This is a genomic window from Burkholderia sp. Ac-20392, assembly GCF_017104585.1.
Taxonomy (GTDB): Bacteria; Pseudomonadota; Gammaproteobacteria; order Burkholderiales; family Burkholderiaceae; genus Burkholderia; species Burkholderia lata.
Genome location: NZ_JAAGPB010000178.1, coordinates 1 through 15,857, shown reverse-complemented (window position 1 = coordinate 15,857; position 15,857 = coordinate 1). Strand labels below are relative to the sequence as shown.

15 protein-coding genes are annotated in these 15,857 nt (G+C 66.2%); 12 read left to right on the top strand and 3 right to left on the bottom strand.

Annotation, left to right across the window (positions count from 1 at the left end; all coding sequences use genetic code 11):
• The 7 genes from G3N99_RS20045 to G3N99_RS20015 form a co-directional block, all read left to right on the top strand.
• Positions 1-406: laccase domain-containing protein (locus G3N99_RS20045; RefSeq protein WP_206123272.1), on the top strand; the 406-nt coding region annotated here is incomplete at its 5' end.
• 360 nt (positions 407-766) lie between these two features.
• Positions 767-2,632 (top strand): class I poly(R)-hydroxyalkanoic acid synthase, encoded by a 1,866-nt coding sequence (gene phaC / locus G3N99_RS20040; protein WP_174941057.1) that lies wholly within the window; start codon positions 767-769, stop codon positions 2,630-2,632.
• A gap of 99 nt (positions 2,633-2,731) precedes the next feature.
• A complete protein-coding gene (locus tag G3N99_RS20035) occupies positions 2,732-3,913 on the top strand; it encodes an acetyl-CoA C-acetyltransferase (RefSeq protein WP_175964972.1) in 1,182 nt (393 codons plus the stop codon).
• A gap of 135 nt (positions 3,914-4,048) precedes the next feature.
• Positions 4,049-4,789: a 3-ketoacyl-ACP reductase gene (locus tag G3N99_RS20030; RefSeq protein WP_011352240.1), complete on the top strand. Its 741-nt coding sequence runs from the start codon at positions 4,049-4,051 to the stop codon at positions 4,787-4,789.
• Positions 4,790-4,908: 119 nt separating this feature from the next.
• The gene (phaR, locus tag G3N99_RS20025; protein WP_006485265.1) at positions 4,909-5,475 is read left to right on the top strand and encodes a polyhydroxyalkanoate synthesis repressor PhaR; all 567 of its coding nucleotides are present in this window, start codon (positions 4,909-4,911) and stop codon (positions 5,473-5,475) included.
• A gap of 527 nt (positions 5,476-6,002) precedes the next feature.
• Complete coding sequence (locus G3N99_RS20020; protein WP_241011751.1) at positions 6,003-6,737, top strand: lysozyme inhibitor LprI family protein; 735 nt, start codon at positions 6,003-6,005, stop codon at positions 6,735-6,737.
• Positions 6,738-6,949: 212 nt separating this feature from the next.
• Positions 6,950-7,990, top strand: a complete 1,041-nt coding sequence (locus tag G3N99_RS20015; protein WP_206123270.1) for an FAD-dependent oxidoreductase — start codon at positions 6,950-6,952, stop codon at positions 7,988-7,990.
• A 16-nt stretch (positions 7,991-8,006) separates the two neighbouring features.
• Here the strand turns inward: G3N99_RS20015 and G3N99_RS20010 are convergent, their stop codons facing one another.
• A complete protein-coding gene (locus G3N99_RS20010) occupies positions 8,007-8,261 on the bottom strand; it encodes a hypothetical protein (protein WP_011352235.1) in 255 nt (84 codons plus the stop codon).
• Positions 8,262-8,543: 282 nt separating this feature from the next.
• Between G3N99_RS20010 and rimO the strand changes: the two genes are divergently transcribed.
• The 5 genes from rimO to G3N99_RS19985 all read left to right on the top strand — a co-directional run bounded on the left by rimO (position 8,544) and on the right by G3N99_RS19985 (position 13,951).
• Entirely contained in the window at positions 8,544-9,905 is a 1,362-nt protein-coding gene (gene rimO, locus G3N99_RS20005; protein WP_011352232.1) for a 30S ribosomal protein S12 methylthiotransferase RimO, read from the top strand.
• Positions 9,906-9,908: 3 nt separating this feature from the next.
• A complete protein-coding gene (locus tag G3N99_RS20000) occupies positions 9,909-10,835 on the top strand; it encodes a sugar kinase (protein WP_206123269.1) in 927 nt (308 codons plus the stop codon).
• Positions 10,836-10,904: 69 nt separating this feature from the next.
• Positions 10,905-12,095: a beta-ketothiolase BktB gene (gene bktB / locus G3N99_RS19995; RefSeq protein ID WP_174946435.1), complete on the top strand. Its 1,191-nt coding sequence runs from the start codon at positions 10,905-10,907 to the stop codon at positions 12,093-12,095.
• Positions 12,096-12,113: 18 nt separating this feature from the next.
• Positions 12,114-12,656, top strand: coding sequence for a hypothetical protein (locus G3N99_RS19990; protein WP_174946437.1), 543 nt, complete (start codon positions 12,114-12,116; stop codon positions 12,654-12,656).
• A 113-nt stretch (positions 12,657-12,769) separates the two neighbouring features.
• Positions 12,770-13,951, top strand: coding sequence for a cystathionine beta-lyase (locus tag G3N99_RS19985; RefSeq protein ID WP_174933837.1), 1,182 nt, complete (start codon positions 12,770-12,772; stop codon positions 13,949-13,951).
• Positions 13,952-14,038: 87 nt separating this feature from the next.
• Here the strand turns inward: G3N99_RS19985 and serB are convergent, their stop codons facing one another.
• Positions 14,039-14,884, bottom strand: coding sequence for a phosphoserine phosphatase SerB (gene serB / locus G3N99_RS19980; protein WP_206123268.1), 846 nt, complete (start codon positions 14,882-14,884; stop codon positions 14,039-14,041).
• A 166-nt stretch (positions 14,885-15,050) separates the two neighbouring features.
• Positions 15,051-15,857, bottom strand: an 807-nt coding sequence (locus G3N99_RS19975) for a LysR family transcriptional regulator (RefSeq protein ID WP_206123267.1), incomplete at its 5' end; no start/stop codon positions are given.

Genomic DNA, 15,857 nt, shown 5'->3' with positions numbered 1-15,857 from the left:
CGCACATGCGGGCTGGCGCGGGTTGGCGGCCGGCATCGTCGAGCAGACCGCTGCGCGTGTCGCGGAACTCGCGGGCGGTGCGACGGACGCGCTTCATGCGTACCTCGGGCCGGCGATCGGCCCGCAGGCGTTCGAAGTCGGCGCCGACGTGCGCGACGCGTTTCTCGACACGGCCCCGCAGTCGGAGCATGATGAAACCCGGCTGGCGTTCGTCGCGATCGATGGTGCGCCGGGCAAGTTTCTTGCGAATCTCTATGCGCTTGCGCGCCTGCGCCTCGCGCGTGCGGGCGTCGCGCACGTGAGCGGCGGGACGGCCTGTACGGTCACCGAACAGGATCGCTTCTATTCGTACCGGCGCGATCGCGTGACAGGCCGCATGGCGGCAGCGATCTGGCTGGCCGATTGACGAGATGCGCATGCACGCAGGATTTGCTGCGCCGCAAAATCGGGTTATCTCGATATTTTGGCGACCATGCCGCGCTGCATGCGCGATTGAATGAAAAATCCCGCAGTCAAGTCAATCAAAATGTTTTATGTTTCGCCGGAACCCTTGTCCCGTCTGTTGTGCGAGGATTATCTCCGTACGGAAATGTTCAGCGGTTTGACATGGCGCTTCACATGGGGAAAACGATAATGATAAAAATACCGCACTGCGGCAGAATCTGGAGACGCCTCTCCAGAGCATGACGGCCCGGCTCGCAGCCGGCATGCCGCGCGCGAGCAGGATTTCACGATAGACGCTCACGAATCACCGGTAAGGCAGGTAATGACAGCATCGAAAAAATCGTCGACGTCCGCTCAGGCGGGCACTTCCACGGGCAGCATTGGTTTCGATCCGGCCGCCCAGCCGATGCAGCAGATGTTCGAGTCGTGGTTGAACGCGTGGCGCGGTTTTGCAGATCCGGCACGCGCCGCGACTGCGTCGGCCACCGTGAATCCGTTCGCGACATTCCAGTTTCCGACATCGTTTCCGTTCCAGATGCCGTCGATGCCCGATTTCGGGGCGATGGCGTCGCCGTTTGCCGGGTTGAAGCTGCCGGCCGCCGCGATTCCGCCCGAGCGGCTGCAGGCGCTGCAGGCCGATTACGCGCGCGATTGCATGGCGCTGATGCAGCAGGCCGCCGCCGCGAAGCTCGAATCGCCCGAACTGAAGGACCGCCGTTTCAGCGGCGATGCGTGGAAGGCGTCGCCGGCGCATGCGTTCGCGGCGGCCTGGTATCTGCTCAACGCGCGCTACCTGCAGGAACTGGCCGACTCGCTGCAGACCGATCCGAAGACGCGCGAGCGCATTCGTTTCACGGTCCAGCAGTGGACGGCCGCGGCCGCGCCGAGCAACTTCCTCGCACTCAATCCCGACGCACAGAAATCGATCCTCGAAACGCAGGGCGAAAGCCTGCGGCAAGGGATGATGAACCTGCTCGGCGACATGCAGCGCGGCAAGATTTCGCAGACCGACGAATCGCAGTTCGTGGTCGGCAAGAACCTCGGGTGTACTGAAGGCGCGGTGGTCTATGAGAACGACCTGATCCAGCTGATCCAGTACACGCCGAAGACCGACAAGGTGTTCGAGCGGCCGCTGCTGATCGTGCCGCCTTGCATCAACAAGTTCTACATCCTCGACCTGCAGCCCGAGAATTCGCTCGTCGCGCATGCGCTGTCGAACGGCCATCAGGTGTTCCTCGTATCGTGGCGCAACGCGGACGCATCGGTCGCGCACAAGACGTGGGACGACTACATGAACGAAGGGCTGCTCGCGGCGATCGACGCCGTGCAGCAGGTCAGTGGCCGCGAACAGATCAACACGCTCGGCTTCTGCGTCGGCGGCACGATGCTCGCGACCGCGCTCGCGGTGCTGGCCGCGCGCGGCGAACATCCGGCCGCGTCGATGACGCTGCTCACCGCGATGCTCGACTTCACCGATACCGGCATTCTCGACGTGTTCGTCGACGAGGCGCACGTGCAGATGCGCGAGCAGACCATCGGCGGCAAGAACGGCACGCAGCCGGGGCTGATGCGCGGCGTCGAATTCGCGAACACGTTCTCGTTCCTGCGGCCGAACGACCTCGTGTGGAACTACGTCGTCGACAACTACCTGAAGGGCCGCACGCCGGCGCCGTTCGACCTGCTGTACTGGAACAGCGATTCGACGAGCCTGCCGGGCCCGATGTACGCGTGGTACCTGCGCAATACCTATCTTGAGAACAAGCTGCGCGAACCGGGCGCGCTGACCGTGTGCGGCGAATCGGTCGACCTGACGCTGATCGATGTGCCGACCTTCATCTACGGCTCGCGCGAGGATCACATCGTGCCGTGGCAGACGGCCTACGCGTCGACGTCGATCCTGTCGGGCCCGCTGAAGTTCGTGCTCGGCGCGTCGGGACACATCGCGGGCGTGATCAATCCGCCGGCGAAGAAGAAGCGCAGCTACTGGGTCAACGACAGCGACCTGCCCGAATCGGCGGACGACTGGTTCGCCGGTGCAACCGAGCAACCGGGCAGCTGGTGGACGACCTGGGTCGAATGGCTCGACCAGTACGGCGGCCGCAAGGTGGAGCCGCCCGTCCAGCCCGGTACCGCGCAGTTCCCGGTGATCGAGCCGGCGCCGGGCCGCTACGTGTTGCAGCGCGATTGACGAAAACCGGGCAGCGGCGCAGGCTGTCCGGTGCACCGCAGTTTTTTTAACAGGGCCGGTAGCGATGCGCCGTGTCGTGCGGGCCTGGAGGAAAGGGAAATGACGGACGTAGTGATCGTATCGGCCGCGCGGACCGCGGTCGGCAAATTCGGCGGTTCGCTTGCGAAGATTGCGGCGCCCGAGCTGGGCGCGACGGTGATCCGCGCGGTGCTGGAGCGTGCGGGCGTGAAGCCCGAGCAGGTGAGCGAAGTGATCATGGGCCAGGTGCTGACGGCCGGCTCCGGGCAGAACCCGGCGCGCCAGTCGCTGATCAAGGCCGGGCTGCCGACGGCAGTGCCGGGGATGACGATCAACAAGGTGTGCGGCTCGGGCCTGAAGGCCGTGATGCTGGCGGCGAACGCGATCGTCGCGGGCGATGCCGAGATCGTGATCGCGGGCGGCCAGGAGAACATGAGCGCGTCGCCGCACGTGCTGCCGGGCTCGCGCGACGGGTTCCGGATGGGCGACGCGAAGCTGGTCGACACGATGATCGTCGACGGCCTGTGGGACGTGTACAACCAGTACCACATGGGCATCACGGCGGAGAACGTCGCGAAGGAATACGGGATCACGCGCGAAGAGCAGGACGCCTTCGCGGCGCTGTCGCAGAACAAGGCGGAAGCCGCGCAGAAGGCCGGTCGCTTCGACGACGAGATCGTGCCGGTGGCGATTCCGCAACGCAAGGGCGAGCCGCTGCAGTTCGCCACCGATGAATTCGTGCGTCACGGCGTGACGGCGGAATCGCTGTCCGGGCTGAAGCCGGCGTTCTCGAAGGATGGCTCGGTGACGGCGGCGAACGCGTCGGGGCTGAACGACGGCGCGGCGGCGGTGCTGGTGATGTCGGCGCAGAAGGCGGCGGCACTGGGCCTGACGCCGCTGGCGCGGATCAAGGCGTACGCGAACGCGGGCGTGGATCCGAGCGTGATGGGCATGGGCCCGGTGCCGGCCTCGCGCCGGTGCCTGGAGCGCGCGGGCTGGACGCCGGGCGACCTGGACCTGATGGAGATCAACGAAGCGTTCGCGGCGCAGGCGCTGGCGGTGCACAAGCAGATGGGCTGGGACACGTCGAAGGTGAACGTGAACGGCGGGGCGATCGCGATCGGCCACCCGATCGGCGCGTCGGGCTGCCGGATCCTGGTGACGCTGCTGCACGAGATGGCCAAGCGCGATGCGAAGCGCGGGCTGGCGTCGCTGTGCATCGGCGGCGGGATGGGCGTCGCACTCGCGGTCGAGCGTCCGTAACCGGACGACCACAACCGGCCGTTCGCGACCAGCGAACCGAATCCGTGTGCCGGCCGATTGCGGCTTCGGCCGGCGTCACGTGAAGTCAGAGGGGGCCTCCGGCAGCTCTCGAAACCAAAAAATGGAGTGAGATTTATGTCTCAGCGAATTGCGTACGTAACGGGCGGGATGGGCGGCATCGGCACCAGCATCTGCCAGCGCCTGTTGAAAGACGGCTTCAAGGTGGTCGCAGGTTGCGGCCCGAACTCGCCGCGCCGTGTGAAATGGCTCGAGGACCAGAAGGCGCTCGGGTACGATTTCATCGCGTCGGAAGGCAACGTCGGCGACTGGGACTCGACCAAGGAAGCGTTCGACAAGGTCAAGGCTGAAGTCGGCGAGATCGACGTGCTGGTCAACAATGCGGGCATCACGCGCGACGTCGTGTTCCGCAAGATGACGCACGAAGACTGGACCGCCGTGATCGACACCAACCTGACGAGCCTGTTCAACGTGACGAAGCAGGTGATCGACGGCATGGTCGAACGCGGCTGGGGCCGGATCGTCAACATTTCGTCGGTGAACGGCCAGAAGGGGCAGTTCGGTCAGACCAACTATTCGACCGCGAAGGCCGGCATCCACGGCTTCACGATGTCGCTCGCACAGGAAGTCGCGACGAAGGGCGTGACGGTCAACACCGTGTCGCCGGGCTACATCGGCACCGACATGGTGAAGGCGATTCGCCCGGACGTGCTCGAGAAGATCGTCGCGACGATCCCGGTGCGCCGTCTTGGCGGGCCGGAGGAAATCGGTTCGATCGTCGCGTGGCTTGCGTCGAACGATTCCGGTTTCGCGACGGGCGCCGACTTCTCGCTGAACGGCGGCCTGCACATGGGCTGAGCGTCCGCGCTGCGCGGGCCGGGTGGCCGCGCAGCCGGGCGTTTTCCGAAGGCCCCCGCCTCCCGGATTCGGGCGGCGGGGATTCGTCACTTCCGCTACGCTGCACTCAAAGGCGTTACATGACTACTACAAAGAAGACGGCCGAACGGCTCATCAAGAAGTACCCGAACCGTCGGCTCTACGATACCGAGACAAGCACGTACATTACGCTGACCGACGTGAAGCAGCTCGTGCTGGAGCAGGAGGACTTCAAGGTCGTCGATGCGAAATCCAACGAAGACCTGACGCGCAGCATCCTCCTGCAGATCATCCTCGAAGAGGAAAGCGGCGGCGTGCCGATGTTCTCGTCGTCGATGCTGTCGCAGATCATCCGTTTCTACGGGCATGCGATGCAGGGCATGATGGGCACGTACCTGGAAAAGAACATCCAGGCGTTCATCGACATCCAGAACAAGCTCGCGGATCAGTCGAAGAACCTGTACGAAGGCAATGCGATGAATCCGGAAGTCTGGTCGCAGTTCATGAACATGCAGGCGCCGATGATGCAGGGGATGATGACCAGCTACATCGAGCAGTCGAAGAACATGTTCGTGCAGATGCAGGAGCAGATGCAGAACCAGGCGAAGTCGATGTTCAGCACGTTCCCGTTCAAGCAACCGGGCGCGTCGGAGCCGGAAAAGAAGTAACGGTTTCGCGGCGGGCCGACCGCGGCGGGCAACCCGTCGGGCGTCGGTGCCGCGAAGCAACGCGGTGCGGGTCGGCCGATCGTGCATTCGGGCGCGACGATGTGCGGCCGCCGCCTGCCGGACCCTCTCGCCGACGGTCGTTCATGACCGTCGGCACCGAATGCGCGTGCCGGGCTCGGGCGCGCATGATCGTCGTCCAGTCGATCGAGATCCAGTCACCTGCGAAGGAACACCGGGGCGTGCCGCGCCTGATGGTGCGCGTTCGTGCAGGCACGCGTACCATGAGCGGCGCTGCGCGGTGTGGCGTGGAAGCTGCCTTCGGCGGAATACGACACCGGCGCCCGGGCACGACAGGCCGTGATGGGTGATGCCGCATCGAGGCAGTGCGACCAAGAAAAAACCGACTGAGAGAAAGCATGCGTGGGATTCGAATGGCATCGGCCGGCCGGCTGGCTGGTTTTGCTTCGATGGTCTTGATGGGCGTTGGCGTGGCGGGTCCTGCCTTTGCGATGGATTGCGCGAAAGCCATGCAGCCGATCGAGAAGCGCATCTGTGCGAGCTCCGTGCTGCGCGCAGCCGACACACGGATGAATTCGGCGTACACGGGTGCACTGAAGGCCGCACCGGACACGGCTATCCGCGACATGCTGGTGCGCAGCCAGCGCCGCTGGATCGACGCGCGCAACAACCGTCTCGCCGCCGATTACGAAGGCCGTCCGCTCGCCGTCGACGAAGTGCGCAAGGCAATCGATCGACGCACCGCCGTGCTGGCCGATCAATCGAACAAAGGGTTGATCGCGCGGGCGCAGGCCGAGCGTCAGTGGCTCGCGAAATACACGGGCGGCCCGCTCACCGGTTTCGATGCAAACTGCGACTTCATTCCCGACGATGCGACCGGCGCGCACGTTTCCTATGCGTGTTTCGGCGCGGTCCATGTGCAGCATCGTGCGCGGGTCTGCAGCCAGAGCGAGGACTGGGCGACCGGTGCGGTTTATCAGTACCGGTCGGTGAGCACGGCCGACGGCGGGAAGGTGCGGCCCGTGGCGTTCTGCGAAGCGCAGGCGCATGGGAGTGCCTGCGACAACGGCGGAAAGCAATCGGCGTGGATGCGTGCGGGGACGTCCGGTGACGATAACCGCGCATCGGCGCCGGTTGCCGGGTTGCCGCAACTCGATGCGGAAATGTGGCCGATCGGCGATGGCGACGATGCTTTGTGGTTCGATCGGTGCCTGAAGGCGTCGGTGTTTCCGGACATGCGGTGAAGTGCCGTGTCCAGCGTTTCATCAAGGCCCGCCTCGGCGGGCTTTTTGTTTCGTCGGCACACCTCAAGTGCCTTGGATGTCGATCGATTGATCGTGTCGATGCCGGACGCGAGAGGGTGAGACGATTCGCGGTAATGGGCGGCAGGCAACCGCACAGCGGTGAAGCGGGGCGGACGGTTTAGTCGGAATCCCGCAACTTCCGAATGTGACTCATGGGAAACAACTCGCTGCGCGTCGTCGTGATCGGCGGTGGCATTATCGGTGCATCCACCGCATGGCATCTTGCGCGCTCGGGCGCACAGGTCACGCTGCTGGAACAGCAGGCGGTACCCGCCGGCGGCGCGACTCACTGGTCGTTCGGCTGGGTGGGTACCGGCAGCGCGCTTCCTTCTGAAAACCCGTCCGGGTTCTCTCGCACGCTCGACGCGCTCCCGGAGTTCGCGAGGCTCGAGCGTGAACTGGGCTCGTTGCCGGTGACGACGCGCGGGGCACTCGTCTGGCTGGACTCGGATGCGCAGACCGCTGCCCTGATCGACGAGCAGCGTGCGGCGGGCGTGCGAATGGAAGCGTTGGGGCGTCGAGAGGTGGCCCGGATGGAGCCGCGTCTTGCCCGGCTTCCCGAGTTGATCGCGTGGGCGCCGGACGATTTCGTGGTCGAGCCGATCGACCTGACGCATCGGTTGCTGGCCGGTGCAAAAGCGGCCGGCGCGGAGATCCGGTGCGGTTGCGCGGTCGAAGCGGTGGAAACGCGCAATGGGCACGCTGTCGGTGTACATGCCGCGCACGGGCATGTGCCGGCGGATGTGGTCGTCCTGGCGAACGCTGCTTCTGCGGTTGCGCTCGCCGCGGGCCTGGGTGTGTCGTTGCCGGTTCGTGAGAAGCCGGCCGTGTTGATGCGGTTTGCTGCCGAGCCGGGTCTCATCAGCCATTTGCTCTATGGGCAGGATCTTGAAGTGCGGATCGGCCCATCGGGCAGCCTGCTGTCAGCCGCGGATCCTCCGGAAGAGGGCGACAGCGGGCTTGCCGCGCTTGCTGCGCGTACGGCCTCGGACATTTCGGCGCTGTTTGCCGAGCCGCCGACCCTTACGCTGCTCGCCGCGAAATCGGCGCTTAGGCCGATGACGAACGACGGGGTGCCGATCAACGGCTTCCTGGCGGGAGTTGCCGGTGTCTATGCCGTCGTCGGCCATCCTGGCGTGATTCTGGCACCTCAGCTTGGCCGATTGGCCGCGAGCGCGATCATGGGCGCGTAACGCGGCTCATCGTGCGTCAGTGCGTCTGATCGAAATCCTGCTCGCCGTCCGGCGGAGGAAGGTCGAGCACGAGCTTGACGGCGCTGTAGTTGGCCTTGAGCGAAAACACGCGGCCGATCACGAAAAACGTCTGGCGCGAATTCTCGAGTTCGACGAAATCGCCCGGCTGCGGCACGTGCGCGCCCTGGTCATACGAAAAGCTGGTGCTGGTTTGCTCGCCGATGGCTTCGGCTGCGTGTTCGGTGAATTCGATCGTGATGTGGGTGGTCATGCGAACCCCGTTGGGTCGATTGAAAGGGATGGACGCCTGGATTTTCGCATAGCGGGCAGCGGCGCCGGGGCGATTCTTGCTGGTTGACGGGCGTCGGGGACAGAGCGCAACGCGGCTGCGCGAGAAATCAAGGGGCATATCAAATCCGGCTCGGCAGCAGGCCCGGAACGCGCCGGGCATTCGAGCGGGTGACGCGCATCGTCGTCAACCGCTCGTTTTTGGATCGCCGGACACTAAATCGCTGTAAACTCACGCTTTTGCTGCCACGCCCCCACAATCCAGATGTCCCAATCCCCCAAAGTAGGGTTCGTATCCCTCGGGTGCCCGAAGGCGCTCGTCGACTCCGAACAGATCATCACGCAACTGCGCGCCGAAGGTTATGAAATCTCCGGCACCTACGACGGCGCCGACCTCGTCGTCGTGAACACCTGCGGCTTCATCGACGAAGCCGTGCAGGAAAGTCTCGACGCGATCGGCGAAGCGCTGACCGAGAACGGCAAGGTGATCGTCACCGGCTGTCTCGGCGCCAAGTCGAGCGCCAGCGGCTCGAACCTGATCGAGGAAGTCCACCCGAAGGTGCTCGCCGTCACCGGCCCGCATGCAGTGGGCGAAGTGATGCAGGCCGTGCATTCGCACCTGCCGAAGCCGCATGACCCGTTCACCGATCTCGTGCCCGCCGCCGGCATCAAGCTCACGCCGCGCCACTACGCATACCTGAAGATCTCCGAAGGCTGCAACCACCGCTGCACGTTCTGCATCATCCCGTCGATGCGCGGCGACCTCGTGTCGCGTCCGGTCGCCGAAGTGATGCTGGAAGCCGAGAACCTGTTCAAGTCGGGCGTGAAGGAACTGCTCGTGATCTCGCAGGACACGAGCGCGTACGGCGTCGACGTGAAGTACCGCACGGGCTTCTGGAACGGCAAGCCGATCAAGACGCGCATGACCGACCTGGTCGCCGCGCTCGGCGAACTCGCCGCGCAGTACGGCGCATGGGTGCGCCTGCATTACGTGTATCCGTATCCGAGCGTCGACGAAGTGATTCCGCTGATGGCCGAAGGCCCGTTCAAGGGCCACGTGCTGCCGTATCTTGACGTGCCGTTCCAGCACGCGCATCCGGAAGTGCTGAAGCGCATGAAGCGTCCGGCGAACGCCGAGAAGGTGCTCGAGCGCGTGCAGAAGTGGCGCGAGATCTGCCCGGACCTGACGATCCGCAGCACGTTCATCGCGGGCTTCCCCGGCGAGACGGAGGAGCAGTTCGAAACGCTGCTCGACTTCATCCGCGAAGCGGAACTCGATCGCGTCGGCTGCTTCGCGTATTCGCCGGTCGAAGGCGCGACCGCGAACGAACTCGACGGCGCGCTGCCGGATGACGTACGCGAGGAACGCCGCGCACGCTTCATGGAAGTGGCCGAGGAAGTGTCGGCGAACCGCATCCAGCGCAAGGTCGGCAAGACCCTCAAGGTGCTGATCGACGAAGTCAGCGCGGAAGGCGGGATCGGCCGTACGGCGGCCGATGCGCCGGAGATCGACGGCGTCGTCTATGTCGAGCCGGCGGCGAAGGCATCGAAGCGCTACAAGGTCGGCGATTTCGTGTCCGTGAAGATCACGGGCGCCGACGGCCACGATCTGTGGGGCGAGGTGTAAGCGATGACCGCGGCATTTCCGGAGATCCTCGCGCTCGGCGAGGCGATGATCGAATTCAACCAGTCGCAGCCGGGCCGGCCTGAATTCCTGCAGGGCTTCGGCGGCGACACGTCGAACTTCTGCATCGCCGCGGCGCGCCAGGGCGCGTCGACGGGCTTCGTGTCGGCGATTGGCGACGATCCGTTCGGCCGTCTGCTGGCCGACATGTGGCATACGGAGCAGGTCGACACGACGTACGTGCGGGTCGACCGCACCGCGCCGACCGGCGTGTATTTCGTCACGCACGGCGCTGACGGTCACCAGTTCGACTACCTGCGTGCAGGCTCGGCTGCGAGCCGCTATGCGGTGGGCGACCTGCCGCTCGACGCGCTGGCCGCCGCGAAGGCCGTGCACCTGTCGGGCATCAGCCTCGCGATCAGCACGGCTGCGTGCGATGCCGCGTTCGCGGGAATCGACCATGCGCGCCGCCACGGCGCGAAGGTCAGCTTCGACACGAACCTGCGCCTGAAGCTGTGGCCGCTGCCGCGCGCCCGCGCGGTGATGCGCGAGGCACTGCGCCAGACGGACATCTGCCTGCCCAGCTGGGACGACGTGACGGCACTCACGGGCGCGAACGATCGCGACGCGATCGTCGACGCGATGCTCGAACACGGGCCGCAGGTCGTCGCGCTGAAGCTCGGCAAGGAAGGCGCTTACGTGGCGACCCCGAACGAGCGGCGTGTCGTGCCGGGCTTCACGGTTAACGCCGTCGACGCGACGGGCGCGGGCGACTGCTTTGGCGGCGCCTTCGTCGCGCGGATCGTCGCGGGCGACGATCCGTTCGCGGCGGCGCGTTACGCGAACGCCGCGGCGGCCCTGTCGACGACGGGCTACGGCGCGGTCGCGCCGATTCCGCACCGCGATGCGGTGGAGCGCCTGATGCAAGGCTGACGCGGCATGCGCACGCCGGCCACGGCACCGCACGAACGATTCATTCGATCAGCAGGATGAGGAGGCGACATGCAACGTGAAGTGGTGGTGGTGAGCGGCGTGCGTACCGCGATCGGCGATTTCGGCGGCAGCCTGAAGGATATTGCACCGACCGCGCTCGGCGCGCAGGTCGTGCGCGAAGTGCTGCAGCGTGCGCAGGTGTCGGGCGACGAGGTCGGCCATGTGGTGTTCGGCAACGTCGTGCACACGGAGCCGAAGGACATGTATCTCGCGCGCGTCGCCGCGATCGACGGCGGCGTCGCGCAACATGCGCCGGCGCTCACGGTCAACCGGCTGTGCGGTTCGGGGCTGCAGGCGATCGTGTCGGCCGCGCAGGGCGTGCTGCTCGGCGATGCGGACATCGCGATCGCGGGCGGCGCGGAGAACATGAGCCGCGCGCCGTATTCGATCCCGGCCGCCCGCTTCGGGCAGCGCATGGGTGACATGCGCGCAGTCGACATGATGGTCGGCGCGCTGAACGATCCGTTCCAGACGATCCACATGGGCGTGACGGCCGAGAACGTCGCGGCGAAGTACGGCATTTCACGCGACGCGCAGGATGCGCTCGCGCTCGAATCGCATCGCCGCGCGTCGCATGCGGCGAAGGCCGGCTACTTCAAGGACCAGATCCTGCCGGTCGAGCTGATCGGCTCGAAGAAGGGCACGCCGGTGGTGTTCGATCACGACGAGCACGTGCGCCACGATGCGAGCCTGGAGGATTTCTCGAAGCTGCGGCCCGTATTCGTGAAGGAGAACGGCACGGTGACGGCCGGCAACGCGTCGGGCATCAACGATGCGGCTGCCGCCGTGTTGCTGATGGAGCGCAGCGTTGCCGAGCAGCGCGGCGTGCAGCCGCTCGCGCGCCTCGTTGCGTATGCGCACGCGGGCGTCGATCCGGCCTACATGGGGATCGGCCCCGTGCCCGCCACGCAGAAAGTGCTCGCGCGTGCGGGGCTGACGGTTGCCGATCTCGACGTGATCGAGGCGAACGAGGCGTTCGCCGCGCAGGCATGCGCGGTGACGCAGGAACTGGGTCTCGACCCGGCAAAGGTGAATCCGAACGGGTCCGGTATTTCGCTCGGCCACCCGATCGGCGCGACGGGCGCACTGATCACCGTCAAGGCGCTGTACGAGCTGCAGCGCGTCGGCGGCCGATATGCGCTCGTGACGATGTGCATTGGCGGCGGGCAGGGCATCGCCGCGATTTTCGAGCGAATCTGAAGCAAGGAGCAACACAAGGTGGGTCGATATTCGCAATGGCAACGGGCGCTCGTCGTCGCGGGCGCGCTGGCGGCGGGCATGGCGATGCCGGGCGTGGTCGCGGCGCAGGCCGCCGCGCCGGGTGTGCAGCAGGATGAACCGGCAATGGCGCGGCCGCTGAAGCCGAATCCCGAGTTTGCCCGCCTGCCGCGCTACGAAGGCACGCTCGGCGACCGGCCGATCGTCGTGCATCTCGGCCCGAAGACGGACGAGGAAGGCGTGCACGGCGAATACCAGTTCGCCGATACGGGCGAGGTCGTGCTGCTCGCGGGCGATCGCGACGGCGACACGCTCGAGATCGAGGAATCGAACGACGGCACGAACATCACGGGCGTGTGGATCGGCCGCTTCGACGCGACGGGCGACCTGAAGGCCGACCGGATGAATTCGGACGAGTCGGATCCGCAGCCCGTCGTGTTGCGTCTCGCGCCGGGCAAGCGCGCGGCGCTGCAGGTGCGCGACGGCCGCGTGCAGGAAATCGAGACGGTGGGCGGCGTCGTCAACCTGCGGACCGACGACTGAACCCGCGCTGGCTCGGTGCGCGCGGCGCGCATTGTACCGGGCCAATTGCGCCGATTTTGGCTAATCTAGCTGCATATTCCGCAACCGAACGGCCTCGTGCCCGGCTTCCTGTCATGACTGCATCCACTCCCAAGCGCGCGCTGCAAACCCGCATCGTTCAACCCGACGACGTGATCCCGGAAGGGTTCCGTTCGTTCGTACCGCCGGTCGCGCGCGCGTCGACGGTCGTGTTCCCCGATCTCGCGACGATGCGTGCGCTCGTCTGGCACAACGACAACCAGTGGCGCTACGGCCTGCATGCGACGCCGACGTCGCTCGCGCTCGCGCAGCGGCTTGCCGAGATCGAGGGCGGCACGCATGCGCTGCTTCAGCCGTCGGGTCTCGCGGCCATCATGAACGTCTACTTCGGGATCGTGAAAGCCGGCGACGACGTGCTGATTCCGCACAACGTGTATGGGCCGAACGCCGATTTCGGCAACTGGCTCGCGAAGGATTTCGGCATCACCGCGCGCTTCTACGATCCGCTGATCGGCGCCGGCATTGCCGACCTGATCCAGCCGAACACGCAGCTGATCTGGATCGAGGCGCCGGGCTCGGTGACGATGGAAGTGCCGGACGTGCAGGCGATCACGGCAGCCGCGAAGGCGCGCGGCATCGTCACCGCAATCGACAACACGTTCTCGGCCGGGCTCGCGTTCAAGCCGTTCGATCACGGCGTCGACATCTCGGTGCAGGCGCTGACCAAGTACCAGTCGGGCGGCAGCGACGTGCTGATGGGCGCGACGATCACCGCGAACGCGGAACTGCACGCGAAGCTGAAGCTCGCGCGGATGCGCTGCGGCGTCGGCGTGTCGGTCGACGATTGCTCGCTCGTGCTGCGCAGCCTGCCGAGCATGCAGGTGCGTTTCGACGCGCACAGCAAGAGCGCGCTTGCGCTCGCGCAATGGCTGAAGGCGCGGCCGGAGATCGCGGCCGTCTTGCACCCGCAGATCGCCGATTGCCCGGGGCACGCGTCGTTCGTGCGCGATTTCACCGGCGCGGGCGGGCTGTTCTCGGTGGTGTTCGACGAACGCTATAGTGCGGAGCAGGTCGACCGCTTCGTCGAGTCACTCGAACTGTTCGCGATCGGCTGGAGCTGGGGTGGCGCATGCAGCCTCGCGATGCCTTACGACGTCGCGTCGATGCGTCCGGACTGGCCGCATCGCGGCACGCTGGTGCGTTTCTATGTCGGCCTGGAAGACGAAGCCGACCTGCGCGCGGACATCGAGCGCGCGATGCAGGACGTACTTGGCTGATCGCAGGCCGCGAAGGCTCCGCGGAAAAACAAAACGCCGGCGCGATGTTGCATCGCGCCGGCGTTTTTCATTCTGGATTCCGCAGGATCAGAATAGCCGCAGCAGCCCGTCGAGGCCGACGTGATCGAACGCGACCGTCGCCGCGTCGCGCACGACGGGCTTCGCGTGGTACGCGACCGACAGCCCGGCTTCGGCCATCATCTTCAGGTCGTTCGACCCGTCGCCCATCGCGATCGCACGGCGCGGCTCGAGGCCGAGCGACGCGCACGTCTCGCGCAGCAGACGCGCCTTCACGTCGGCGTTCACGATCTCGCCGAGCACCTTGCCGGTCAGCTTGCCGTCGACGATCTCGAGCGTGTTCGCATGCGCGTAGTCGAGGCCGAGGCGCGCCTTCAGACGCTCGGTGAAGAACGTGAAGCCGCCCGACACGAGCAGCGTCTTCATGCCGGCGGCCGTCACGCCGGCGAGCATTTTCTCGGCGCCCGGCGTCAGTTGCAGCCGCTCCTCGTACACGCGTTCGAGCGCGTGCGCGTCGAGCCCGGCCAGCAGCGCGACGCGGCGCGTGAGGCTTTCGTTGAAGTCGCGGATCTCGCCGCGCATCGACGCTTCGGTGATCTCGGCGACCTGCGTTTTCAGCCCGCAGAAATCGGCGATCTCGTCGATGCACTCGATCGTGATCAGCGTCGAATCCATGTCCATCACGGCGAGCCCGAAATCGCCGAGCGAAAGGCCGGCCTCGACGAACGCGAAGTCGAGCGCGTGCGTGCCGCAGTACGCATCGATGTCGAGGCGTTGCGCCGGGTTCGCGTTGTCGATCCGCAGCGCGTGATCGTCGGTCTGCACGATGCGGGTGCCGCGCGACAGCGCGAGCAGCGGTTTGTGATGGGCGTCCGACAGCGGCGCAAGACTCTGGATGACGAGGTTGTGGGTCATGACGGGATGGTTGGGAAGCGAATGAAATGCGTATGCGGCCAACGGGCAGCCGCCTGCCGATGCGGGCCCTGTCCGGCGTCGGGCCCTTGCGTGGCGAACGCGCCATTGTAGCCGGTTGGCCGCACGCGGCGGTCGGGGCGGATCGAAACCGTGCGCGGCGCTGTGGTCACTGCCCGTTCGCGCGATCCCAGTAAGGCGGATCGCCGAAATGCTCGGCCAGGAACGCGATGAAGGCGAGCGTCTTCAGCGGAACGTGCGCGCGGCTCGGGTAGACGGCCCAGATCGCGATGTCTTCCGCGAACGGATAGTCGTCGAGCACCGTGACGAGCGCGCCGCTCGCGAGCAGCGGGCCGACGTCCCAGGTCGACTTGATCGCAATCCCGAAGCCGTCGACGAGCGCTTCGCGGATCGCCTCGCCGTTGCTCGCGACGAGCCGGCCGCCGACCCGCACCGTGAGCGGGCCTTGCGGCGTGGCGAACGACCAGTCGCGCTGGTCGCCGAGGATCACGCACTCGTGCTGCGCGAGGTCGGCCGGATGGCGCGGCGTGCCGTGTTCGGCGAGATACGCGGGCGAGCAGCACAGCACGCGGCGGTTTGTGGCGAGCTTGCGCGCGACGAGCGTCGAATCCTTCAGCGCGCCGAGGCGGATCGCGACGTCGTAGCCGTCGTCGACGAGGTCGACGATCTCGTCCGACAGCCGCAGGTCGAGCGACACAGACGGATAGCGGCGCAGGAACGCGGGAATCACCGGCGCGACATGCTGGCGACCGAACGACGACGACATCGACACCTTCAGCCGCCCGTACGGCTCGGTGCGGCCGTGGCCGACCGACGCGCGCGCGGCGTCGGCGGCCGACAGCAGCGTATCGGCGTGCACCATGAAGACTTCGCCGTCCTGCGTGAGGCTGATGCGACGCGTGGTGCGGTGCAGCAGCCGCGCGCCGAGCTGGCGTTCGAGCTGCGCGATGCGCGA